Source organism: Isoptericola sp. NPDC057653 (assembly GCF_042799955.1).
Taxonomy (GTDB): Bacteria; Actinomycetota; Actinomycetes; order Actinomycetales; family Cellulomonadaceae; genus Isoptericola.
This window is the reverse complement of sequence record NZ_JBHVHP010000001.1, coordinates 2,331,347-2,355,120: the sequence shown is the minus strand read 5'-3', so window position 1 is coordinate 2,355,120 and position 23,774 is coordinate 2,331,347. Positions and strand designations below refer to the sequence as shown.

The following is a 23,774-nucleotide window of genomic DNA, read 5'->3' as shown; positions in this document are numbered from 1 at the left end:
GGGGCCGCCCCGCCCTGCGGGCTGTCGGTCCCCCCTGCCAGGATGGCGGGGTGGTCGTCCCCCCGTCCGCCGTCCCCGGCAGCCCCGACGACGTGCTCGCCCGGTTCGGCCCCGCGACGCGCGCGTGGTTCGCCGGCGCGTTCGAGGCGCCGACGGCGGCCCAGGCCGGGGCGTGGGACGCGATCAGCTCCGACCGGCACGCGCTGGTCGTCGCGCCGACCGGGTCCGGCAAGACGCTCGCCGCCTTCCTCTGGGCCATCGACCGCCTCACGACCGAGCCGCCGCCCGAGCGCGCGCGGCGCTGCCGGGTGCTGTACGTCTCCCCCCTCAAGGCGCTGGCCGCCGACGTGCAGCGCAACCTGCGCTCCCCGCTCGCCGGGATCCGGCAGGCCGCCGCCCGCGACGGGCTGTCCGTCGAGGAGGTGACCGTCGGCGCCCGGACCGGCGACACCCCCGCGTCCGAGCGGCGGGCGTTCGCCACCCGGCCCCCGGACGTGCTGGTCACCACCCCGGAGTCCCTCTTCCTCGTGCTCACCTCCCAGGCGCGGGCCGGTCTGGCGGGGGTGCAGACGGTCGTCCTCGACGAGATCCACGCCGTCGCCGGCACCAAGCGCGGGGCGCACCTCGCGCTCAGCCTGGAGCGCCTCGACGAGCTCCTCGACCGGCCGGCGCAGCGCATCGGGCTGTCGGCCACGGTCCGCCCCGTCGAGACGGTCGCGGAGTTCCTCGCCGGGCACCGCACGCCCGACGACGGCGGCCGCGAGGTGGTGGTCGTGCAGCCCGAGGCCACCAAGAAGTGGGACATCGAGGTCGTCGTGCCGGTGCCCGACCTGGCGGACCTGGACGCGGCGTCGACCGTGCCCGACCCGACCGCGCCCGGCCCGGCGTCCACGGCCCCGCAGCCCGGACCGTCCCCCGGGCTCGGGGACGAGGAGGTCGACCTCAGCGGCGACGCCGCGTCCCCGCTGCGCCGGGCGTCGGTCTGGCCGCACGTCGAGGAGCGGGTCGTGGACCTCGTCGCGGAGCACCGCTCCACGCTGGTGTTCACCAACTCCCGCCGCGGGGCCGAGCGGCTCACCGCCCGCGTGAACGAGATCTGGGCGGAGCGCTCCGGCGTCGAGCTGCCGGCGGCCGGCACCCAGTGGCCCGCGCTGACGCAGGGGCAGTCCGGCGCCGCCGTCGGCCTGCCGCCCGCCGAGGGCGGCGGGGCCGAGGTGCTCGCGCGGGCCCACCACGGGTCGATGAGCCGCGTCGAGCGCACCCGCACCGAGTCGGACCTCAAGGCCGGGCGGCTGCCGGCCGTGGTCGCGACGTCGTCCCTCGAGCTCGGCATCGACATGGGCGCGGTCGACCTCGTGGTGCAGGTCGGGGCCCCGCCGTCCGTCGCGAGCGGCCTGCAGCGCATCGGCCGGGCGGGTCACCAGGTCGGCGCCGTGTCGCACGGCGTGGTGTTCCCGACGTTCCGCGGCGACCTCGTGCCGGCCACCGTGGTGGCGCAGCGGATGCGCGCGGGCGAGATCGAGCACCTGCACGTGCCGTCGAACCCGCTGGACGTGCTCGCCCAGCAGGTGGTGGCGGCGCTCGCGACCGACGACTGGCAGGCCGACGACCTGCTCGCCGCGTTCCGCCGGGCCCATCCGTTCCGCGCCCTCGGCGACGCGACCTGGCGCGCCGTGCTGGACATGCTCGCCGGCCGCTACCCCAGCGAGGACTTCGCGGAGCTGCGCGCCCGGATCGTGTGGGACCGCGCGTCGGGGCGCCTGTCGGGCCGGCCCGGCGCGCTGCGGCTCGCGGCCACCAGCGGCGGCACCATCCCCGACCGGGGCCTGTACGGCGTCTACCTGGCGACGGAGCCGCCTGCCGCGGGCTCCCCCGCCGAGGCCGGCGGCGACCGGCCGCGGGGCGGCAAGCGCGTGGGCGAGCTGGACGAGGAGATGGTCTACGAGTCGCGCGTCGGCGACACCTTCACCCTCGGCTCGTCGACCTGGCGCATCGAGGAGATCACGCCCGACCGCGTCCTCGTCACCCCGGCCCCGGGCCTCCCCGGGCGCCTGCCGTTCTGGAAGGGCGACTCCCCCGGCCGCCCCGCCGAGCTGGGGCGGGCCGTGGGCGCCTTCGTGCGCGAGACGGACGCGCTGCTGGCCGACGACGAGGCGCGCGGGCGCGCCGGCCTGCGGGACGCCGGGCTGGACAGGTGGGCGGCCGACAACCTCGCGTCGTACCTGGGCGAGCAGCGCCGCGCCACCGGCCGGCTCCCGGACGACCGCACGGTCGTCGTCGAGCGGTTCCGCGACGAGCTCGGCGACTGGCGGGTCGTCATCCACTCGCCGTTCGGCGCCCCGGTGCACGCGCCGTGGGCGCTCGTCGTGGCCGCGCGGCTGCGGGCGCGGTACGGCACCGACGTCGCCGCGATGCACGCCGACGACGGCATCGTGCTGCGCCTGCCGGACGCCGGCGACTCCGGGTGGGATCTCGGCGGGCCGGGCTGGGACGGCGCGCCCGGCCAGGACGGCGGGCACGGCGGGCACGGCGGCGCGGGCGGGGACGGGCCGGCCGTCACCACGGAGGACCTGCTGGTGGACCCGGACGAGGTGCTCGGCGCGGTGCGCGACGAGCTGGGCGGCTCCGTGATGTTCGCGGCCCGCTTCCGCGAGGCGGCCGCGCGGGCGCTGCTGCTGCCCCGCCGCCGGCCCGACCGGCGCCAGCCGCTGTGGCAGCAGCGGCAGCGGGCGTCGCAGCTGCTGCAGGTGGCGTCGCAGTTCCCGGACTTCCCGATCATGCTCGAGGCCGCCCGCGAGTGCCTGCGCGACGACTTCGACGTCGCCGCGCTCGCCGAGCTCATGGGCGACCTGCAGGCGGGGCGGGTGCGCCTGGTGGAGGTCACCACCTCCACGCCGTCGCCGTTCGCGCAGGCGCTCCTGTTCGGCTACACGGCGCAGTTCCTGTACGACGGCGACGCCCCGCTGGCCGAGCGGCGCGCGGCCGCCCTGTCCCTGGACCCGGACCTGCTCACCGAGCTCCTCGGCGAGCAGGGCGCGACCCCGCTCGCCGACCTGCTGGACCCGGGCGCGGTGGAGCGGACCGAGGCGGAGCTGCAGGCGCTCGCACCCGACCGGCAGGCCCGGGACGCGGAGGGCCTGTGGGACGTGCTGCGCCGCTCCGGGCCGCACCCGCTCGCCGGCCTGCGGGCCCGCACGCGCGAGGAGTCCCGGGACCACGTCGCCGGCTGGCTCGCCGAGCTCGAGCGGTCGCGGCGGGTGATCCGGGTGCGCCTCGGCGGGGGCGGCGCGCGCGGCGACGACGCCGAGCAGTGGGCGGTCGTCGAGGACGCCGGCCGGCTGCGGGACGCCCTCGGCGTGGCGCTGCCGGTGGGGGTGCCGGAGACGTTCACGGAACCGGTCGCCGACCCCTTGGGCGACCTCGTGCGCCGGCACGCCCGCACGCACGGGCCGTTCCCCGCGGCGGACGTCGCCCGGCGCTACGGCCTCGGGATCGCCGTCGTGGGCCAGGTGCTGGCCCGGCTCGAGGCGCTGGGCGCGGTCGCCCGCGGGGCGCTGCGCCCGTCGTCCCTGGGCGGGACGGGCGACGAGTGGTGCGACCCGGAGGTGCTGCGCACGCTGCGGCGCCGGTCCCTCGCCGCGCTCCGCGCCGAGGTGGAGCCGGTGGAGCCCGAGTCGCTCGGCGTCTTCCTGCCGCGCTGGCACGGCATCGGCGTGCGCGTGGGCGGCGCCGGGTCCGCCGGCGGCTCCCTGCGCGGGGCCGACGGCGTGCTGCGGGCCGTGGAGCAGCTCTCCGGGGCGGCGGTGCCGGCGTCCGCGCTCGAGACCCTCGTGCTGCCCGCCCGGGTCTCCGACTACTCCCCGGCCGTCCTCGACGAGCTCACGACGGCGGGCGAGGTCCTGTGGTGCGGGCACGGGCGGCTGCCCGGCTCGGGCGGCGGCGACGGCATGGTGAGCCTGCACCTGGCCGACGGCGCTCCCCTGACCCTGCGCGAACCCGACGCGGTCGAGGAGGGCGGGCCGCTCGACACCGACCTGCACCGCGCGGTCCTCGACCTCCTCACCGGGTCGGGCGGGTACTTCCTGCCGCGGCTCGCGGAGCTCGCGGACGCCGGGCAGGGCGCCACCCTCGACGCGCTCTGGGACCTGGTGTGGGCTGGATGGGTCACGAACGACCGCCTCGGCCCGCTGCGGGAGTCCCTCGGCGGCTCCTCGCGGCGCGGTGGCGGCGCCCACCGGGCCCCCGCGGCGCCGGCCCGCGCCCGGCCGGTGCGGCCGTCCCGGTTCGGCCTGGCCCGGCCCACGTCGGCCGCGGCCGTGCCGCGCACGGGCGGCGGGCGCTGGGCGGCGCTGCCCGCCGTGGAGCAGGACCCGACCGTCCGGGCGCACGCGCTCACGCAGGTGCTGCTCGAGCGGCACGGGGTGCTGACCCGCGCGGCCGCGCCCGCGGAGGGCGTGACGTCACGGTTCCGGGACGTGTACCGGGTGCTCACCGGCCTCGAGGAGCGCGGCGCGGCGCGACGCGGCTACTTCGTCGAGGGCCTCGGGGGGTCGCAGTTCGCGCTGCCCGGCGCGGTCGACCAGCTGCGCACCGACGCGGCGGACCGGGACCGCGCGCTCGACGCGCTCGTGGAGGGCGCGGGCGGCGTCGCGGCGGCCGGCGCGGGCGTCGCGCCGGGCGCGGTGCTCCTGGCCGCCACCGACCCGGCGAACCCGTACGGCGCCGCGGTCGCGTGGCCGCGCGCCGGCAGGGCCACCGTTCCTCCGGGCCGGGCCGGCGCGGCGGGCACCTCGGGCACCGGGAGCACGGCCGGCGACGACGGCGCGGGCGCGCACCGCCCGGGCCGCAAGGCGGGCGGCGTCGTGGTGCTCGTGGACGGCGAGCTGGTGCTGTTCGTCGAGCGGGGCGGGCGCACGGTGCTCTCCTTCGGGCGCGGCGACGCGGGGGACGGCGCGCGGCTGGCCGCGGCGGCGCGGCTGCTCGCCGCCGAGACCCGCGCCGGCCGGCTCGGGCGCGTGACGGTGCAGCGCGTCGACGGCGTCCCCGCGCTCTCCGCCGCGCGCGACCGCACACCGGCCGCGGCCGCCCTCCTGGACTCCGGCTTCGGCGTCACGCCCCGCGGGCTGCGACCGGCCTAGGCTGCGACCGTGCCCGAGGGAGACGTGCTGCGGCTCACGGCCGAACGGCTCGGGGCAGCGCTGTGCGGCTCGCCGCTGGTGCGCGCCGACCTGCGCTGGCCGTCGGCGGCGGGCGTGGACCTGGTGGGCGCGACGGTGCGCGAGTCGGTCGCGTACGGCAAGCACCTGCTGCTGCGCACGGACGACGGACGCACGCTGCACACGCACCTGCGCATGGACGGGTCGTGGCGCGTGGCCCGCACGGGGTCCCGGGAGGCGGCGGGCCGCTCCCCCGCGGTGCGGGCCGTGCTCGCCACGAGCACCTGGACCTGCCTGGGCCTGCAGCTCGGCATGCTGGACGTGCTGCGCACGCGCGACGAGCCCCGCCTGCTCGGCCACCTCGGGCCCGACGTCCTCGGCGACGACTTCCCGGACCGTCTCGACGAGGGCGCCCGGCGGCTCGGGGCCGACCCGCGCCGCCCGGTGTGCGTCGCCCTGCTCGACCAGCGCACCGTCGCCGGCATCGGCACCATCTGGACGGCGGAGTCGCTGTTCGCCACCCGCCGCTGGCCCTGGACCCCCGTGGGCGACCTGGACGACGCGGCCCGCCGGGAGCTGCTCGCCACGGCCCGGCGCCTGATGTCCCGCAGCGTGGAGGTGGGACGCCGCGCGGGCCTCGGCGCCGTCGAGCAGGCCGTGCACGGGCGCCACCGCGCGCCCTGCCGCCGCTGCCGCACCCCCGTCGCGCTGGGCAGCACGGCCGGTCCCGGCCTCCGCCCGGACGGCGGGGAGCGCGCGATCTACTGGTGCCCCACCTGCCAGGCACCGCCCTGACGGTGCCGGACACGGCAGGAGCCGGCCCCGCGAGTCGTGCTCGCGGGACCGGCTCCGTGGAGTTCCTTGCGGCTGCGGGTCAGCCGACCGGTGCGAGGTCGCCTCGCAGCGCCTGGTCGGTGTCGCGCGACTCGCCGCGGCTGAGCATGCCGGCGAAGACGTCCGCCGGGATGGTGTCGGGGATGTGCAGCCCCTCGGCCACCGCGATGCGGTCGCTCACCTCACGGAGCACGAGGGACATCGGTACGTCGAGCGCCTCGCAGATCGACGCCAGCAGCTCCGACGACGCCTCCTTCTGCCCGCGCTCCACCTCGCTCAGGTAGCCGAGCGAGACCCTGGCGGCAGAAGACACCTCACGCAGGGTGCGCCCCTGGCGCTGCCGCGCATCACGCAGCACGTCGCCGATCTCACGTCGCAGTACGACCATCTCGCGCCCCCTCTCCGTGGCCGATCGTCCCGGGTTCGGACCGGTCGTGACCGGGTTCCTCGTCCGTCCTGTCGTTCCCCTGGCAGCAGGGGTGGCACTACCGTACCGCGCGCGCGGTCCGCCCGGCCTGGCGTGGCGCGGATCGAGACTGGTTCGTGCCCTGTCACTCATCACACCTGCGCAACGCGCGCACCCGGGGCCTTGTTCCCGCGCTCCCGGGCCCCGACAGGCTCGTCACGCCTCCTTCACAGGTGCGGGTGCGTCGCCGCCCTCCTCGGCCTCGAGGGCCAGGGCCAGCACGGCCCGGACGGCCGCGGCCCGCACCGCCGGTCGATCGCCCGGGAGGCCCAGCCGGCGGACCCGGTCCCCCGCGGGCGTGCTCACCGCGACGTATACCTCCCCCGGTGCGTGCCCGTCCTGCGGGTCCGGGCCGGCGACGCCCGTCGTGGCGAGCCCGACGTCGGTCCCCAGCGCCCGGCGCACCCCGGCCGCCATCTGCGCCGCCACGCTCGGGTCCACCGGCCCCCGGCGCGCCAGCAGCGCCGCGTCGACGCCCAGCACCGAGCCCTTGACGTCCGTGGCGTACGCGACGACGGCGCCACGCACCACGGCGGACGCGCCGGGGACGTCGACGAGCGCGGCGACCACGAGGCCGCCGGTCAGCGACTCCGCGGCGCCGAGCGTCCACCCGCGGGACCGGGCGCCGTCGAGCACGGCGCGCGCGAGGTCCCCGACCGGGGGCGGCGCGGTCATGCCGCGGGGCGCGGTCCGGCGGGCCGGCGACCCTCGGCCATCAGCCGCCAGCCCTGCACGAAGTAGTCGACCCCCGTCACGACGGTGACGACGATCGCCAGGCCCAGCACGACCCAGGCCACGACGAGCACCGCGCTCGGCAGGGCCGCCAGCGGGAGCAGGAAGAGCGTGATCGCCACGGACTGCAGCACCGTCTTGAGCTTGCCGCCGCGCGACGCGGGCATCACGGCGTACCGCAGCACGACCATCCGCAGCACGGTGACGCCGAGCTCCCGCACGAGGATGACGGTGGGCACCCACCAGGGCAGCTCGCCCAACGGCCAGCAGAGCAGGATCAGGGCCGTGCCGATGAGGGCCTTGTCGGCGATCGGGTCCAGCAGCTTGCCGAGGTCCGTGACGAGGTTGCGCGACCGGGCGAGGTAGCCGTCCACCCGGTCGCTCACGGCGGCCAGCACGAACACGCCGGTGGCGACGAGGCGCCAGGTGACGGAGTCGCCGCCCTCCATGAGGAGGGTCCAGGCGAAGACAGGAACGAGCGCGATGCGCACGAGGGTCACCGCGTTGGCGACGTTCCAGGGCGAGGGCGCTTCGTTGACCACCGGAACACCCTATCGGCGCGAGGGGTCCGCGGTCGCGCCCCGACCGCCCACCGCGCAGCGCGCGCAGAGGTCCGGTGGGCGGCAGTACCCTCCTGCCGTGCCCCACCACGTGTCCGACGACGGACCTCGGCGACGACGCCGGGCCGGCCTCGCTGCGCTCGTGGGTACGGGCGTCGGCGTGGCCGCCGCCCTGGCCCTGGGCGGCCTCCTGCCGGGGGGCCGGCCGGGTGACGCCCCCGCCGCGCAGGGCGACGGCACGCCCGCGGTCTCGACGCCCGCGCCGTCCCCGTCCCCGACGCCCGGGCCGGCCACGTTCACGCTCCTCGCCGCGGGGGACGTGCTGCCGCACGGCCCCGTCGTCGACTCGGCGGGCGGCGACGCCGATCCCGACTTCACGCCCCTTCTCGCGGGCGTCGACCCCTGGGTCCAAGGTGCCGACCTCGCGCTCTGCCACCTGGAGGTCCCGGTCGCGCCGAAGGGAACCCCGCCGAGCGGGTACCCGCTCTTCGGCGCGCCGCCCGGGCTGGTCCGCGACCTGCACGAGCAGGGGTGGGACGGCTGCTCGACCGCGTCGAACCACTCGGTCGACCGCGGCTACGCCGGGGTGCGGGCCACGCTGCGCCGCCTGGACGCCGCGGGCATGGGGCACGTCGGGACGGCGCGCAGCGCAGCCGAGCAGGACGCGCCGCAGCTCTACGTGCTCCGGCGCGAGGACCGCGAGATCACCGTCGCCCACCTGGCCGCGGCCTACGGGCTGAACGGCCTGGCGATGCCGTCCGACGCCCCCTGGGCGGTGGACCTCATCGACGCCGACCGCCTGATCGCCCAGGCGCGCGCTGCCCGCGAGGCCGGGGCCGACGTCGTCGTCGTGAGCCTGCACGCCGGCGTCGAGTACACGGAGGTGCTCACCGAGCAGCAGGAGGAGGTCGTGCGGCGGCTGGCCAGGTCCCGGGCCGTCGACCTCGTCATCGGGCACCACGCGCACGTGCCGCAGCGGATCGACCGGGTCGGCAAGGGTCCCGGCGGCCGCGGCATGTGGGTGGCCTACGGGCTGGGCAACCTGCTGTCCAACCAGAGCGCCGACTGCTGCGACGCCCGCACCAGCAACGGCGTCCTGCTCACCGCGACGTTCACGCAGCGGACCCCCGACGCGGCGACGCGGGTGACGGGCCTGCGGTGGACGGGGACCACGGTGGACATCGCGGCCGGGCACCGCGTGCACGCCCTGCCGGACGTCCTCGACGACCCCGGGAGCACGACGCTCTCCGCCGCCGAGCTCCGGGCCCGCGAGGACCGGGTCCGCGAGGCCGTCGGCGACGTGGCGCGCGAGCGACGCGAGCCGACGGTGACGACCGGGCCCCCGCCCGAGGTCGTGCGGCGGGACGACTGACCTCGCCGCCCTCGGGCCCCGCGCGACGACCACGGCGCCGAGGGCACGGCGCCGAGGGCTCAGCGCCAGCCGTGCTCCGGGTCGGTGTCGGCGTCGTCGTGGTAGTCGGTCGCCACGGGCGGGGCGTGCCCGTCCGTGCCGTCGGCGTACGGGTCGGCCGGGGCGTCCGCGCTCGCGTCGGCGTCCTGGTCGTAGGCCTGCGGCGTCTCCCCGCGGATCAGCGCGAGCGCCGACGGCAGGTCGTCCGGAGTCACGAGCACCTCGCGCGCCTTGGACCCCTCGGACGGCCCGACGATCTCCCGCGACTCCAGCAGGTCCATGAGCCGGCCCGCCTTCGCGAACCCCACCCGCAGCTTGCGCTGCAGCATCGACGTGGAGCCGAACTGCGTGGTCACGACGAGCTCCGTGGCCTGCAGCAGCAGGTCGAGGTCGTCGCCGATGTCCTCGTCCACCTGCTTCTTGGCCGCCGCCGGCGCGGTGACGTCCTCGCGGTAGATCGGCTTGAGCTGGGCCTTCACGTGCTCGACGACGCTGTGCACCTCGGACTCGGTGACCCAGGCGCCCTGCACACGCATCGGCTTGGCCGCGCCCATCGGCAGGAAGAGCGCGTCACCCTGGCCGATGAGCTTCTCCGCGCCGGGCTGGTCGAGCACGACGCGGGAGTCGGCGAGCGACGACGTCGCGAACGCGAGGCGCGACGGCACGTTCGCCTTGATGAGGCCGGTGACGACGTCCACGGACGGCCGCTGCGTGGCGAGCACGAGGTGGATGCCCGCGGCGCGGGCCAGCTGCGTGATGCGCTGGATCGAGGCCTCGACGTCGCGGGGCGCCACCATCATGAGGTCGGCGAGCTCGTCGACCACGACCAGCAGGTACGGGTACGGCGCGATCTTGCGCTCCGAGCCCGGCAGCGGCTTCACCTTGCCCGCCCGCACGGCGGCGTTGAAGTCGTCGACGTGCTTGTACCCGAACGTCGCGAGGTCGTCGTAGCGGGCGTCCATCTCGCGCACCACCCAGTCCAGCGCCTCGGCGGCCTTCTTGGGGCTGGTGATGATGGGCGTGATGAGGTGCGGGATGCCCTCGTAGATCGTCAGCTCGACGCGCTTCGGGTCGACCAGGATGAGCCGCACCTGCTCGGGCGTGGCGCGCATGAGGATCGACGAGATCATCGAGTTGATGAAGCTCGACTTGCCCGCGCCGGTGGCGCCGGCGACGAGGATGTGCGGCATCTTCGCGAGGTTCGCGACGACGAAGCCGCCCTCGACGTCCTTGCCCACGCCCATGACCATCGGGTGCTCGGTGCGGCGCGCGGCCGACGACCGCAGCACGTCGCCGAGGACCACGGTCTCGCGGTCGGAGTTGGGGATCTCGATGCCGATCGCGGACTTGCCGGGGATCGGCGAGAGGATCCGCACGTCCGCGCTCGCGACGGCGTACGCGATGTTGTTGGAGAGCGACGTGATGCGCTCCACCTTGGTCTTGGCGCCCACCTCGATCTCGTACCGGGTGACGGTGGGGCCACGGGTGAATCCCGTGACCTGCGCGTCGACCCCGAAGTCCTCGAAGACCTTCGTCAGCGACTCGACGACGCGGTCGTTCGCCGCGGAGCGGGTCTTGTGCGGCGCGCCCTCCACGAGGGAGTCCTCGTTCGGCAGCAGGTAGACGGTGTCGCCGTCGAGCATCGGCTGCTCCGCGCGCCCCATCGGCGGCAGGTCGCCGGCCGGGGCCGGTGCGGCGGGGTCGTCCGGCGTGGTGCCCGCCGCGGCGGAGACCGACTCGACCGGGGCCGTCGCGGCGGCGCCGACGCGCTGGGTGGCCTTCCCGCGCGCGGCCTTCGCCCCGCGCGCCGCGGCCGCCTCCTTCTCGAGGGTCGCCGCCTTCTCGAACGCCTCGTCCCCGGCGTACTCGTCGAGGCCGTCGGCCTCGGCCGCCTCCGCGGCCCGCTGGGCCTTGGTCTTGCGGGTCCGCTTCTTGCGCGGGGCCGGGTCGGAGCCGTCGTGCCGGGAGACGCCGTCGGCGAGCGGGAGCCCGTCCTCGTCGAGGCCCTCGGGGTCGTGGTGGTTCCCGGTGAGCCGGTCGTAGAGGCCGCGCAGCCGGTCGGGGATGCGGTGCACCGGCGTGGCCGTGACCACCAGGAGCCCGAAGAAGCCGAGCAGCAGGAAGAGCGGCACGGCCACCCACTCGGTCAGCCCGGTCACCACGGGGGTGGCCGCGAGGTAGCCGATGATGCCGCCGCCGTCCTGCAGCGCGGCGAACCCGTCCGCCGGCGCCGGGGTGCCCTCGGCGATCGCGACGAGGGCGCACACCGAGACGACGATGAAGGTGAGGCCGATGGCGACGCGGGAGTTCGCCCGGGCGCGTTCGGGGTGGCGCATGACGCGGAAGCCGAGCCACAGCAGCAGCACGGGCACGGCCACGCCGGCCAGGCCCACGGTGCCCGCGACGACGGCGTGGACGACGGTGCCGAACGTGCCGGAGATCCCCCACCACTCGCGCGCGGCCACGACCAGCGCGAGGGCGATGAGGAAGAAGGCGACGCCGTCTCGGCGGTGCTCGGGTTCCAGGTCTCTTGCTCCCTTGGTGATGCTGCGGGTCAGGCTGCCGACCCCGTGCGCGACGCCCAGGTACAGGCCGCGCACGGCGCGGACCGGCCAGGACGGCCCCGACCGCGCCGGCCGTCGGGCCGGCGCGCGGCGCCCGCTCCCCCGGCCGGTGCCCTTCCCGGAGCTCCTGCCCGACCCCTTGCCGGACCGGCCGGACGACGAGGTGCGAGCGGGCGCGCGCCGGGTGGGGGCGGCCACGGATGCGGTCCGCCCCGTTCTCGCCGTGCCCCGCGGAGTCCCGGTGATCCTGCGGGCGGGTGTCCGGGTCGCCATGATGCTCCCACGGTACCCGGGCGCGGGGTCACGACGCCGCAGGTCCCGGGCGCGTGTTGCCGGGTCAGCCCGCGGCCAGGAGCCCCACGGCCAGGGTGACCGCGCCGGCGGCCAGCACCGCCGCCCCCGCGGGGAGCAGCACGACCGCCCGGCCGGGCGCGGTGCGCCCGGCGCCGGCGGCGGACAGGAAGAACCCGGCGGGCATGAGGATCGCGGCGACGAGCACGCCGGTGGCCGCGAGCCACCGCCAGCCGCCGGTGAGGTCGGTGGCCTCGGACAGGACGAGGCAGACCAGCCCGAGGATCACCAGCACCCCGGCGTGCGCGTGCCCGGCACGGAAGAAGGAGGTCTGGAACGGTGTGGCCGCCACCCTCCCGGTGACGACCTTCACGAGGAAGTACCCGCCGGACTCGATCCCGACGACGGTCAGCAGCACGACGCCCGCGGTGATGCGGGTCGCGTCGGTGAGCTCGAGCACGGAGACCTCCAGGGGTCGGGAGACGGGAGACGTTTACGAACACTGTTATAAAACAACGTTCGCAAACTGTCGTCAAGGGGTCTACGCTCGCGGCATGCCCCGCCCGCGCCTCCACGACGACGCCCTGCGCACCCGCCTGCTCGAGGTCACGTCCGAGGCGCTGTCCACCGGCGGCGAGCCGGCGGTGACGGTCCGGGCGGTGGCCGCTGCGGCGGGGACCAGCGCCTCCGCCGTCTACGCCCTCTTCGGCTCCCGCGAGGACCTCCTCGCCGCCGTCAGCGCCGAGGGCTTCCGTCGCTTCGCGACCCACCTCGCCGACGTGCCGCGCACGGACGACCCGGCCGGCGACCTGCGCGCCCTCGGGGTGGCGTACCGCCGCAGCGCGCTGGCCGACCCGCACTTCTACCGGACGATGTTCGACCGCGCCGTCCGGCCCGGCGCCGGCGCCCCGGCCGCCACCGAGCAGCCCACGTTCCGGGTGCTGCGCGACGCCGTCGCGCGCGTCCTCGCCGCTCCCCCGGACGACGTCGAGCCCGTGGCCGTCGGCCTCTGGGGCCTGGTCCACGGGCTCGTGTCGCTCGAGCTGTCCGGGCTGCTGCCCGGGGACGAGGGCGCGCGCGCCGCGCGCTACGACGCCGCCGCCGGCGCCGTCGGGCCCGCGCTGCTCGCCCGCTGAGGTCCGCCGCGGGTCAGGCCCCCGGCGCGGTACGGGCCTGCAGGCCCCGGGTGATCTCGCGGACCATGCCGACCCACAGGATCGCGCCGGCCACCGTCGCCACCGCGGCGATCCCCTCGAACACGGGGATGGTCCCCGGGTCCCGGGTCCCGAGGCCCGACCCCGCGAACGCGGCCTGGTTCGACGCCCACAGGCCGACGAGCCAGCACGCCCACCACCAGCCGAACCCCGCGGACGGCCGACGCCCGACCGCCGCGGCGCGCACGTCGCGCACCACCTGGAACGGGAACCACAGGGACACCACCGGCACCACCCAGCCGAGCCAGACCCACACCGGGCCGCGGACCTGGCGCGCCCCGGGCGACAGGGCCGTCGCCGCGGCGCGGGACTGCTGGAGCCACAGGCACGCGACGACGAACGTGGCCACCTGCACGGGGATCGCGACCGACCCCAGGCCGTCGTACGCCGTCCAGACCGACACGGCGGACGTCCCCGACGCGAGGGCCCGCTGGTACGGCTCGACCGCGGCGAACGACGTCGCCAGGAGGACCACCTGCATCGCCGTCCAGGCCACGGCCATCACGACCGTCGCCGTCGCGAGCCCGGTCGGGACGGCGGGCGCCGGGACCCAGCCGGCCGGCCCCCGGGGCCCCGGCACGGTCTCGGCCGGCGGGGCGCCGGGACTCCCGGCCGGGGCGTAGGCGCCGTACCGCGGCTGCGGCGGCGGCACGACGGGCGCGGAGGCGGGCGGGACCGCGCCGGACGGCGGGGCGAACGGGTCGGGCTGCGTCATCGGAGACCTCCAGGAAAGGCGGCGGGGCCGCGCCAGCATAGTGGCGCGGCCCCGCCGCCTCCGGTCCCGCCCGAGGGCGGTGCGGTCGACCGGCCTCAGGCCTCGACGACCACCGGGACGATCATCGGGCGGCGGCGCAGGCGCCGGTTCACCCACTGGCCGATGACGCGTCGCATCACCTGCTGCAGCTGGTAGGTGTCGGTGGCCCCACCGGCGATCGCCTTCTCGAGGGCCGCGACGACGTCGGGCTGGACCTCCTCGAAGACCGCCGCGTCCTCGGCCATGCCGCGCGCCAGGATCTGCGGGCCCGCGAGCACCTTGCCCGTGGCGGTGTCGACCACCGCGAAGACCGAGACGAAGCCCTCCTCGGACAGCGTGCGGCGGTCCTTGAGCTCGTTCTCCGTGACCGCGCCGACGGTCGAGCCGTCCACGAAGACGTAGCCGCAGGGCACGGCGCCGACCACGGAGGCCTTGCCGTCCACGAGGTCGACGACGACGCCGTCCTCGGCGAGGACGACACGGTCCGCGGGCACGCCGGTGCGGACCGCGAGGGCCCCGTTGGCCACCAGGTGGCGCACCTCGCCGTGCACCGGCATGACGTTGCGCGGCTTGAGCACGTTGTAGCAGTACAGGAGCTCGCCGGCGCTCGCGTGCCCGGAGACGTGCACCTTGGCGTTGCCGGAGTGCACGACGCGCGCGCCGAGGCGGGTGAGCCCGTTGATGACCCGGAACACGGAGTTCTCGTTGCCCGGGATGAGGGACGAGGCCAGGATCACGGTGTCGCCGTGGCCCACCTGCACCTTGTGGTCGCCGTTGGCCATCCGGCTCAGGGCGGCCATCGGCTCGCCCTGCGACCCGGTGGACATGTAGACGATGCGGTCGTCGGGCAGGCTGGCGGCCTGCTTCAGCTCGATGAGGACGCCCGGCGGGACGTCGAGGTAGCCCAGCTCGGCGGCGATGCCCATGTTGCGCACCATCGAGCGGCCCACGAGCGCGACCTTGCGGCCGTGCGCGTGCGCGGCGTTGAGCACCTGCTGCACGCGGTGCACGTGGGAGGAGAACGACGCGACGACGATGCGCTTCTCCGCCTGCGCGAAGGCGGCGTCCAGCGCCGGCCCGATCTCGACCTCGTTGGTGACGAACCCGGGCACCTCGGCGTTGGTGGAGTCGACCATGAACAGGTCGACGCCCTTCTCGCCCAGCCGCGCGAAGGCGCGCAGGTCGGTGATGCGGCCGTCGAGCGGCAGCTGGTCCATCTTGAAGTCGCCGGTGTGCAGCACGGTGCCGGCACCGGTCGTCACGGCGACGGCGAGCGCGTCCGGGATGGAGTGGTTGACCGCGACGAACTCGCAGTCGAAGGGGCCGAACCGCTCCGTCTGGTCCTCCGCCACCACGCGCAGCACCGGCTTGATGCGGTGCTCCTTGAGCTTCGCCTCGACGAACGCGAGCGTGAGGCGCGAGCCGACCAGCGGGATGTCCCGGCGCAGCCGCAGCAGGTACGGCACGGCACCGATGTGGTCCTCGTGCCCGTGCGTGAGGACGATCGCCTCGATGTCGTCGAGACGGTCCTTGATGTAGTCGAAGTCCGGCAGGATCAGGTCCACGCCGGGCTGGTGGTCCTCGGGGAAGAGGACGCCGCAGTCGATGATCAGCAGCCGTCCCTCGTACTCGAGGACGGCCATGTTGCGGCCCACCTCGCCCAGGCCGCCGAGGGCCACGATGCGCAGCCCCTTCGACGGGAGGGCGGGGGGCAGGGGAAGTTCGGGGTGAGGGTGGCTCACGGGGCCTCCTGGCCAGTCGGTCTTACGGAAGTGTGGTGGCGCCCGCACGGACGCCGTCGTCGAGGTAGCCCGCCGTCACGAGGGCGTCGCGCACGAGCGCGACGTCGTCCTCGGAGGCGGCCACGTTGGGGAGCCGCAGCTCACGGTTGTCGAGGACGCCGAGCGCCTCGAGCGCGGCCTTGACCATCACGGCCTGCGCCCCGGCGCCGTTCAGCGCCTCGATCACGGGCAGGGTGGGCAGGAAGGCGGCGAGGGCGCCGGCGGTGTCCCCCGCGTCCCAGCGGCGCACGACCTCGGCGAACGCGCCCGCCACGACGTGCGCGGAGACGGAGACGATGCCGGCGCCGCCCATCGACAGGAAGGGCAGCAGCAGGCTGTCGTCGCCCGAGTACCAGGCGAGGCCGGTCCCGGCCGCCAGCCGCGCGGCCGAGGCCACGTCGCCGGTCGCGTCCTTGGTGGCGACGACCTGCGGGTGCCGCGCGACGCGCTCGTAGGTCGCCGCCGAGATCCGGACGCACGTGCGGCCGGGGACGTCGTAGAGCATGACGGGCAGCTCGGTCGCGTCCGCCACGGTGGCGAAGTGCCGGTACAGGCCCTCCTGGCTGGGGCGCGAGTAGTACGGCGAGACGACGAGCAGTCCGTGCGCGCCGGCCTCCGCGGCCTGCTCGGCCATGCGGACGGCGTGCACGGTGTCGTTGGAGCCCGCGCCGGCCAGGACGAACGCGCGGTCGCCCACGGCGGCCACGACGGCGGCGACGAGCTCCGCCTTCTCCGGGGCGTGCGTGGCGGGCGACTCGCCGGTCGTGCCGGACAGCACGAGCCCGTCGTTGCCGTCGTCCACCAGGCGCTTCGCCAGTCGCACCGCACCGTCGAGGTCGAGGTCGCCCGTGGGGGTCATGGGCGTGGCCATCGCGGTGAGGACGGCGCCGAAGGGGCGCGCGGCGGTGGGGGCGAGCGTCATGAGGTCAACCGTACCGGGCGCGACCGGCGGGGACGGACCGGTTCAGCCCTCGAGCAGGGCCCGCACCCGGCCGGCGACGGCGTCCGCGTCGCCCGTCCCGGCGTCGACGCGGACCACGCCGGGGAGCCGCGCCACCTGCCGCAGGCCGGCCGCGTAGGCGGCCACCGCGTCCGCGTCCAGCCCGCGGCGGTGTGCGGCGTCGTCGTCGGCCACGCGGCGCGCGAGGGTCGCGGGGTCCGCTTCCAGGAGCGCGTGCGCGAACCGCGCGCCGCCGTCCGTGGCGGCCCGGGCGAACCGGGCCACCTGGTCCGGCCGCGCCACGAGCTGCGGCACCACCACGTCCCCGCCGGCGCGCAGGTACGAGCGCGCCATGTCGAGGGCGAGCCGGCGTGCCGGCTCCGCGGTGCCCGCCGGGTCCCCCGAGACGAGGGCGCGCACGACGTCCACGTCGAGCACGAGCGTGCCCGGCCGGACCGCCGCGAGCGCCGCCGCGACGCTCGACTTCCCGACGCCGGGCAGCCCGTTGAGCAGCAGCAGCGTCACCCCGTCCCCGCTCCGCCCGTCGCCCACCCGTCGATCGTAGGGAACGTCGCCGGGAACCGGCCGCGGGCGAGGTCTGCCGTTCCCCGTGTCGAGCGGACGGGCGCCTGTGCATACTCGGGGCATGAGCTCGCTCTCCCCCGCGCTCGTGGCCCACCTGCCGACCGGCATGCTCGTCGACGGGCAGTGGACCGCGGCCTCCGGCGGGCGGACGTTCGAGGTGACCGACCCGGCCACGGGAGAGGTCCTGTTCGACGTCGCGGACGCCTCCCCCGAGGACGGCCTCCGGGCGCTCGCCTCCGCCGCCGACGCGGCGGCCGCCTGGCGCGCGGTGGCGCCGCGCGAGCGGTCCGAGCTGCTGCGCGCGGTCTACGAGCGGATCGTGGCGCGCGCCGACGCCTTCGCCTCCCTCATCACCGCCGAGTGCGGTAAGCCGCTCGCCGAGGCGCGGGCCGAGGTGACGTACGGCGCGGACTTCCTGCGGTGGTACGCCGAGCAGGCGGTCCGGGCCGACGGGCTGGTCCGCACCGCGCCCGCCGGCGCGAACCGCCAGCTCGTGCACCGGCGCCCCGTCGGGCCGGCGCTGCTGATCACACCCTGGAACTTCCCCATCGCGATGGCGACCCGCAAGATCGGCCCGGCGCTCGCCGCCGGCTGCACCGTCGTGGTCAAGCCCGCCCACCAGACACCCCTCACCACGATGCTGGTGGCCGAGGTGGTCCGGTCCGAGCTCGCCGACCGGGGCCTGCCCCGCGGCGTGCTGAACGTCGTCCCGACGGCGACCTCCGGCGACCTGGTCGCCCCGCTCCTCGGCGACGACCGGCTGCGCAAGCTCTCCTTCACCGGCTCCACGGCCGTCGGGCGCACGCTCCTGCGGCAGGCGGCGGACCAGGTGCTGCGCACGTCGATGGAGCTGGGCGGCAACGCCCCGTTCGTCGTCTTCGCGGACGCGGACCTCGACGCGGCCGTCGACGGCGCGACCGTGGCCAAGCTCCGCAACGCCGGGCAGTCGTGCGTCGCGGCCAACCGCTTCCTGGTGCACGACTCCGTGGCCCGAGAGTTCGCGCAGCGGCTCGCCGACCGGTTCTCCGGGCTCCGGGTGGGCCGGGGCGACGCCGACCGCGTGGACGTCGGCCCGCTCATCGACGCGAAGGCCGTCACCAAGGTCACCGAGCTCGTCGACGACGCCACGAGCCGCGGCGCCCAGGTGCTCACCGGCGGAGGCCGCCCCGACGGCCCCGGCACGTTCTTCGAGCCCACGGTGCTGGCGGGCGTCGACGCGGACGCCCGCGCCGTGCGCGAGGAGATCTTCGGCCCGGTGGCGCCCGTGGTCGGGTTCGCCGACGACGACGAGGCGTTCGCCCTCGCCAACGACACGGAGTACGGGCTCGCGGCCTACGCCTACACCTCGTCCCTCGACCGGGCGCTGCGCGTCGGGGCGGAGCTGGACGCGGGCATGATCGGCATCAACCGGGGCATGGTCTCGGACGCGAGCGCGCCGTTCGGCGGCGTGAAGCAGTCCGGCCTCGGTCGCGAGGGCGGCGAGGCGGGCCTCGAGGAGTACCTGGAGACCGTGTACGTGGCGCTCTGAGCGTCGTCGCGCGCCGACCCCTGCGTCGCGGACGCGGCCGGCCGCGCACCGGGACGGTTTCCCGCGGTGCGGGGACCCGTGGTCCACTACCGGCGTGACTGGTGCCCCTCGACGAGACCCGGCGGTGCGGGCCGCCGTCCGCCAGGGGGCGTCGGTCGCCCTGGCCACCGGCCTGTACGGGATCTCCTTCGGGGCGCTCTCCGTCGTGGCGGGCGTGAGCGTGCCGCAGACGATGGCGCTCAGCCTCCTGCTCTTCTCCGGCGGCTCGCAGTTCGCCCTGATCGGCGTGGTCGCCGCGGGCGGCTCCCCCGTCGCCGCGATCGCCACCTCGACGCTGCTCGGCGTCCGCAACACCCTCTACGGCGCCGTCGTCGCGCCCCTGCTCGGGGCGCACGGCTGGCGGCGCCTCGCCGCCGCGCAGCTCACGATCGACGAGTCGACCGCGGTGGCCGTCGGGCAGCGGGAGCGGGCCGCGACGCGCGCCGGGTTCTGGGTCACGGGCGTCGGCGTCTTCGTCCTGTGGAACGCGTTCACCCTGCTGGGCGCGCTCGCCGGCGACGCGCTCGGCGACCCCCGCGCCTGGGGCCTGGACGCCGCGGCCGGCGCCGCGTTCCTCGCCCTCGTCTGGCCGCGGCTCGCGTCGCGGCAGGCCCAGCTCGTCGCCGCGGTCGCGGTCGCCGTGACCGCCGCGCTGATCCCGCTGGTGCCCGCCGGCCTGCCGGTGCTCGCCGCGGCGGCCGCCGCGATCGTCGTCGGGGTCGTCGCCGGACCGCGACCCGCGGACGGCCGGAAGGAGACGGCATGACCACGACCGTGCTGTGGGTCACCGTGCTCGTCGCGTCCCTGCTCAGCTTCGCGCTCAAGCTCGCCGGCCACCTCGTGCCCGAGCACTGGCTCGCCACCGAGCGGGTGCAGCGCACCTCGACGCTCGTCACGGTGGCGCTGCTGGTCTCCCTCGTGGTGGTGCAGACCTTCGCGGACGGGCAGGCGCTGGTCGTCGACGCCCGCGTGCCCGCGCTGGCCGTCGCGGCGATCGCCCTCGCGCTCCGGGCGCCGTTCATCCTCGTGGTCGTGCTCGCGGCCGCCACGGCGGCCGGCCTGCGCGCCCTCGGCTGGGGCTGAGGCCCCGGTCCCGGCCTCGGACCGGCCCGGCCCGGACCGGCCCCGGACCCCGCCCCCGACTCACTAGGGTGGCCCGATGGCACTCTTCCGCGAGACGGCCGACGTCTCGGTCCGCCCGGCCGTCCCCGGCGACGAGGACGCGGTGACCCGCGTCCAGGTGTCGGCGTGGCGCTCGACGCACGAGACGGCGCTGGGCGACGGCGTCGTCGACGCGCTCGACACCGCGACGATGCGCGAGCGCTGGTCGCGGGCGATCTCCGCGCCGCCGGGGCCCGGCTTCGCGGTGTTCGTCGCCCTCGACGGCGCCGAGGTCGTGGGCTTCGCGGCCGTCGGCCCCGGCCAGCTCGTCGCGCTGGAGGTGGAGCCGCGGCACCAGCGCGGCGGTCACGGCTCGCGCCTGCTGTCGGCGGCGGTCGACCGGCTGCGCACCGACGGCGCCGAGGAGCTCGTCACGTGGGTGCTCGACGACGACTCCGCCCGCGAGCGCTTCCTCTCCTCCGCGGGGCTCGGCCCCGACGGCATGACCCGCACCCTGGCGACGGGCGTGCGCGACGTCGTCGAGCGGCGCTGGTCCGCCGGGATCTGACCCGCGCTCCCCCGGGCGCGGCACGGGCGCGACGGCGCGACGACCCTTTTCCTACCGCACGGTAGGTTTCTTGCTAGGGTGGGCCCGTTGCACCGTCGCCGACCCTTGGAGCGCCCCGTGACCCTCGACCAGACCGCGCCAGCCCCCACGCCCGCCACCGCCCCCGGCGCGCCCTTCGACGTCGAGCACGTGCTCGCGTCCCTCACGCTCGAGGAGAAGGCGTCCCTGCTGTCCGGCCTCGACTTCTGGCACACCCAGCCGATCGAGCGCGACGGGAGCACCCTCGTCCCGTCCGTCATGGTCACCGACGGCCCCCACGGCCTGCGCAAGCAGGACGAGTCCGCCGACCACCTCGGCCTGGGCGGCAGCGTTCCCGCCACCTGCTTCCCCACGGCCGCCGCGCTCGGGTCCAGCTGGGACGTCGACCTGCTGCGCCGCGTCGGCGAGGCCCTGGGCCGCGAGACCCGCGCGAACGACGTCGCCGTCCTGCTCGGCCCGGGCGTGAACATCAAGCGGTCGCCGCTGTGCGGGCGCAACTTCGAGTACTTCTCCGAGGACCCGGTGGTGGCCGGCGACCTCGGCGCCGCGCTGGTGGAGGGCATCCAGTCCCAGGGCGTCGGCACCTCGCTCAAGCACTTCGCCGCCAACAACCAGGAGGCGGACCGGATGCGCGTGTCCGCCGACGTGGACGAGCGCACCCTGCGCGAGATCTACCTGCCGGCGTTCGAGCGCGTCGTCACGACGGCGCAGCCGTGGACCGTGATGTGCGCCTACAACAAGGTCAACGGCGTGTACGCGTCGCAGCACGACTGGCTGCTGACCACGGTGCTGCGCGACGAGTGGGGCTTCGACGGCCTCGTCGTGTCCGACTGGGGCGCCGTGCGCGACCGCGTCGCCGGCGTCGCCGCCGGCCTCGACCTGGAGATGCCCTCCTCGGGCGGTCGCACCGACGCCGAGGTCGTCGCCGCCGTCCGCGCGGGCGAGCTCGACGAGGCGCTCGTGGACGCCGGCGCCCGCCGCGTGCTGCGGCTCGTCGCCCGCTCGCTCCCGGCCGCCGAGGCCCCCGGGTCGTTCGACGTCGAGGACCACCACGCGCTGGCCCGCGAGGCCGCCGCCGCGGGCACCGTGCTGCTGAAGAACGAGCCGGTCGGCACGGCGTCGGGCCGCGCCCCGCTGCTCCCGCTCGCCGGCGTGTCCGACGTCGCCGTCGTCGGCGAGCTCGCCCGCACCCCGCGCTACCAGGGCGCGGGCTCCTCGCAGGTCAACCCGACCCGGCTCGACGACGCGCTCACCACCCTGCGCGAGGCCGCGGGGGCCGACGTCCCGTTCGCGCCCGGCTACACCCTCGCCGAGGGCCCGGACGACGACCGGCCGGTCGAGGCCCTGGTCGCCGAGGCCGTCGAGACGGCGCGCGGCGCGGGCACGGTCCTCGTGTTCCTCGGGCTGCCCGCCGCCTACGAGTCCGAGGGCTACGACCGCGACCACCTCGACCTCCCCGCCGACCAGGTGGCGCTGCTGGCGGCCGTCGCGGCCGTGAACCCGCGCGTGGTGGTCGTCCTGGCGGGCGGCTCGGCGATCTCCGTCGCCGGCTGGCAGGACGCCGTTCCCGCGCTGCTCACCGGCTGGCTCGGCGGGCAGGCCGGCGGCTCCGCCGTCGTCGACGTCCTCACCGGCGCCGTCGCGCCGTCGGGCCGCCTCACCGAGACCCTGCCGCTGCGCCTCGAGGACACCCCGGCGTACGGGAACTTCCCGGGCGAGCTCGGCCACGTCCGCTACGGCGAGGGCCTGCTGGTGGGCTACCGCTGGTACGACGCCCGCAAGGCCGACGTCGCCTACCCGTTCGGCCACGGCCTGACGTACACGACGTTCGCCTACGACGAGGCGACCGCCGAGGTCACCGGCGCCGGGGCCGGCGCGCGCGTGCGCGTCGCCGTGCGCGTGACGAACACCGGCGCCGTCGCGGGCGCCGAGGTCGTCCAGGTGTACGTGGGCGACCCGCAGGCCCAGGTGCAGCGCCCCGAGCGCGAGCTCAAGGCGTTCGCCAAGGTGTTCCTGCAGCCCGCCGAGTCGCGGGTCGTGACGCTCGACCTCGACGCCCGCGACCTGTCGTACTGGCACCCCGTGCTGCGCCGCTGGGTGCTCGAGGGCGGCGAGTTCCGGGTCGGCGTCGGCGCGTCGTCGCGCGACCTGCGCGCCGAGCTCGCGGTCGACGTCACCGGCGAGGACGTCACCCTCCCGCTGCACGAGCTGTCGACCCTCGGCGAGGCGCTGGCGCACCCCGTGGCCGCCGCCGCGATCCGGCCCGCGCTCGAGGCCTCGCCGATCGACCCGACGATGCTCGCCATGGCCACGGACATGCCGCTGGCCGTCATCGCCGACTTCGGGCTCGCCGGGTTCGACCGCGCCGCGCTGGCCCAGCTCGTGGCGGCCGCCAACGCCTGACCGAGGTCCCCTTCGAGCACGGGATCCGTCCCGCCGTCCGGCCGGACGGCGGGACGGATCCCGTGCTCGAAGGGGACAAGGGCGCCCCAGGGGCTCGCCCGTCCGGAACGGCGGTCAGACGCCCGGGTCGACGAGGATCAGGTCGAGGTAGGCCCGCAGGTCGCCGGCCATGTCGACCCGCTCGGCGCGCGGTCGCTCGAGCGAGTACAGCCACTGCACCTGCAGCCCGTCCATGAGCGCGACGATCGCGCGGGCGGCCACGCCCGGGTCGACGCCGGCGCGCAGGCGACCCGCCTCGGCCTGCCGGTCGAGCTCCGCCCGCAGGCGTGCCACCGTGACCGGGTAGCGGTCGGCGAAGTACGCGTGGGCGGGGTGGTCGGTCGACGTCGCCTCGGCGGCGAGCCCGGTGAAGACCTCGACGACCGGCCGCCGCAGCGCGTTGCGCTGCACCAGGCGCACCAGGGCCTCGAACATCGTGCGCCCCTGCTCGACGTCCGTGTCGAAGTCCGCGAAGTCGACCGCGTCGCGGTGCTCCAGCACCGCCTCGAGCAGCGCCGCCTTGGTCGGGAAGTGGTGCAGCAGCCCGGGGTGGGAGATGCCGACGCGGGCCGCGATCTCCCGCAGCGACGCCCCGTGGTACCCGACCTCGCCGAACGCGACGATCGCCGCCTGCAGGATCTCCTCGCGCTTCGCGCGCCCCTTCGCGTACCCGCGCGTGCGGCCGGTCGTGTCCGTCGTCGTGTCGCTCACGTGCGCCATTGTCCCCCGCCGCCTCCCCGGAGCCCGTCCCCGCGCGCCCTGTCACGCC

At 76.6% G+C, this 23,774-nt stretch carries 19 protein-coding genes; 9 read left to right on the top strand and 10 right to left on the bottom strand.

All coding sequences use genetic code 11. The annotated features are described in order from the left end of the window. Positions 1 to 50: 50 nt before the first annotated feature. Both ACFU9A_RS10745 and ACFU9A_RS10740 read left to right on the top strand, forming a co-directional pair. Entirely contained in the window at positions 51 to 5,138 is a 5,088-nt protein-coding gene (locus ACFU9A_RS10745; protein ID WP_430575204.1) for a DEAD/DEAH box helicase, read from the top strand. A 9-nt stretch (positions 5,139 to 5,147) separates the two neighbouring features. Continuing rightward, the gene (locus ACFU9A_RS10740) at positions 5,148 to 5,951 is read left to right on the top strand and encodes a DNA-formamidopyrimidine glycosylase family protein (RefSeq protein WP_430575203.1); all 804 of its coding nucleotides are present in this window, start codon (positions 5,148 to 5,150) and stop codon (positions 5,949 to 5,951) included. A gap of 79 nt (positions 5,952 to 6,030) precedes the next feature. Here ACFU9A_RS10740 and ACFU9A_RS10735 read toward each other — a convergent pair whose 3' ends face one another. The 3 genes from ACFU9A_RS10735 to pgsA all read right to left on the bottom strand — a co-directional run bounded on the left by ACFU9A_RS10735 (position 6,031) and on the right by pgsA (position 7,730). Continuing rightward, entirely contained in the window at positions 6,031 to 6,378 is a 348-nt protein-coding gene (locus tag ACFU9A_RS10735) for a helix-turn-helix domain-containing protein (protein WP_430575202.1), read from the bottom strand. 234 nt (positions 6,379 to 6,612) lie between these two features. After that, entirely contained in the window at positions 6,613 to 7,131 is a 519-nt protein-coding gene (locus ACFU9A_RS10730; RefSeq protein ID WP_430575201.1) for a CinA family protein, read from the bottom strand. Beyond that, the gene (pgsA, locus tag ACFU9A_RS10725) at positions 7,128 to 7,730 is read right to left on the bottom strand and encodes a CDP-diacylglycerol--glycerol-3-phosphate 3-phosphatidyltransferase (protein WP_430575200.1); all 603 of its coding nucleotides are present in this window, start codon (positions 7,728 to 7,730) and stop codon (positions 7,128 to 7,130) included. Before pgsA ends, ACFU9A_RS10730 begins: the two co-directional genes overlap by 4 nt. Positions 7,731 to 7,827: 97 nt before the next feature. On the opposite strand from pgsA, the gene ACFU9A_RS10720 reads away from it, so the two are divergent. Further along, positions 7,828 to 9,120, top strand: a complete 1,293-nt coding sequence (locus ACFU9A_RS10720) for a CapA family protein (RefSeq protein ID WP_430575199.1) — start codon at positions 7,828 to 7,830, stop codon at positions 9,118 to 9,120. Between the two features lie 59 nt (positions 9,121 to 9,179). On the opposite strand, the gene ACFU9A_RS10715 is transcribed toward ACFU9A_RS10720, so the two are convergent. Beyond that, positions 9,180 to 11,996 (bottom strand): DNA translocase FtsK 4TM domain-containing protein, encoded by a 2,817-nt coding sequence (locus ACFU9A_RS10715; protein WP_430575198.1) that lies wholly within the window; start codon positions 11,994 to 11,996, stop codon positions 9,180 to 9,182. Between the two features lie 64 nt (positions 11,997 to 12,060). Continuing rightward, positions 12,061 to 12,474 carry a hypothetical protein gene (locus ACFU9A_RS10710; RefSeq protein ID WP_430575197.1) on the bottom strand — a complete coding sequence of 138 codons (414 nt, stop codon included), beginning with the start codon at positions 12,472 to 12,474 and terminating at the stop codon, positions 12,061 to 12,063. A 94-nt stretch (positions 12,475 to 12,568) separates the two neighbouring features. Here ACFU9A_RS10710 and ACFU9A_RS10705 point away from each other — a divergent pair, with 94 nt between their 5' ends. Continuing rightward, a complete protein-coding gene (locus ACFU9A_RS10705; RefSeq protein ID WP_430575196.1) occupies positions 12,569 to 13,150 on the top strand; it encodes a TetR-like C-terminal domain-containing protein in 582 nt (193 codons plus the stop codon). A gap of 13 nt (positions 13,151 to 13,163) precedes the next feature. On the opposite strand, the gene ACFU9A_RS10700 is transcribed toward ACFU9A_RS10705, so the two are convergent. From ACFU9A_RS10700 to ACFU9A_RS10685, 4 genes are all read right to left on the bottom strand, one after another. Continuing rightward, positions 13,164 to 13,943 carry a DUF4328 domain-containing protein gene (locus ACFU9A_RS10700; protein ID WP_430575195.1) on the bottom strand — a complete coding sequence of 260 codons (780 nt, stop codon included), beginning with the start codon at positions 13,941 to 13,943 and terminating at the stop codon, positions 13,164 to 13,166. Positions 13,944 to 14,038: 95 nt separating this feature from the next. Beyond that, complete coding sequence (locus tag ACFU9A_RS10695) at positions 14,039 to 15,724, bottom strand: ribonuclease J (protein ID WP_430575194.1); 1,686 nt, start codon at positions 15,722 to 15,724, stop codon at positions 14,039 to 14,041. Between the two features lie 22 nt (positions 15,725 to 15,746). After that, complete coding sequence (gene dapA, locus ACFU9A_RS10690; protein ID WP_430575193.1) at positions 15,747 to 16,685, bottom strand: 4-hydroxy-tetrahydrodipicolinate synthase; 939 nt, start codon at positions 16,683 to 16,685, stop codon at positions 15,747 to 15,749. Positions 16,686 to 16,727: 42 nt separating this feature from the next. Further along, positions 16,728 to 17,255, bottom strand: coding sequence for an AAA family ATPase (locus ACFU9A_RS10685; RefSeq protein ID WP_430575192.1), 528 nt, complete (start codon positions 17,253 to 17,255; stop codon positions 16,728 to 16,730). Positions 17,256 to 17,349: 94 nt separating this feature from the next. Here ACFU9A_RS10685 and ACFU9A_RS10680 point away from each other — a divergent pair, with 94 nt between their 5' ends. From ACFU9A_RS10680 to ACFU9A_RS10660, 5 genes are all read left to right on the top strand, one after another. Continuing rightward, positions 17,350 to 18,816, top strand: coding sequence for an NAD-dependent succinate-semialdehyde dehydrogenase (locus ACFU9A_RS10680; protein ID WP_430575191.1), 1,467 nt, complete (start codon positions 17,350 to 17,352; stop codon positions 18,814 to 18,816). Positions 18,817 to 18,910: 94 nt separating this feature from the next. Then, the gene (locus tag ACFU9A_RS10675; protein ID WP_430575190.1) at positions 18,911 to 19,621 is read left to right on the top strand and encodes an AzlC family ABC transporter permease; all 711 of its coding nucleotides are present in this window, start codon (positions 18,911 to 18,913) and stop codon (positions 19,619 to 19,621) included. Next, on the top strand, positions 19,618 to 19,938 hold the full coding sequence (locus ACFU9A_RS10670) for an AzlD domain-containing protein (protein WP_430575189.1): 321 nt from the start codon (positions 19,618 to 19,620) through the stop codon (positions 19,936 to 19,938). Before ACFU9A_RS10675 ends, ACFU9A_RS10670 begins: the two co-directional genes overlap by 4 nt. 76 nt (positions 19,939 to 20,014) lie before the next feature. Beyond that, entirely contained in the window at positions 20,015 to 20,524 is a 510-nt protein-coding gene (locus ACFU9A_RS10665; protein ID WP_430575188.1) for a GNAT family N-acetyltransferase, read from the top strand. Between the two features lie 117 nt (positions 20,525 to 20,641). Next, the gene (locus ACFU9A_RS10660) at positions 20,642 to 22,966 is read left to right on the top strand and encodes a glycoside hydrolase family 3 C-terminal domain-containing protein (RefSeq protein WP_430575187.1); all 2,325 of its coding nucleotides are present in this window, start codon (positions 20,642 to 20,644) and stop codon (positions 22,964 to 22,966) included. A 114-nt stretch (positions 22,967 to 23,080) separates the two neighbouring features. Here the strand turns inward: ACFU9A_RS10660 and ACFU9A_RS10655 are convergent, their stop codons facing one another. Continuing rightward, complete coding sequence (locus ACFU9A_RS10655; RefSeq protein WP_430575186.1) at positions 23,081 to 23,716, bottom strand: TetR/AcrR family transcriptional regulator; 636 nt, start codon at positions 23,714 to 23,716, stop codon at positions 23,081 to 23,083. Between the last annotated feature and the right edge of the window lie 58 nt (positions 23,717 to 23,774).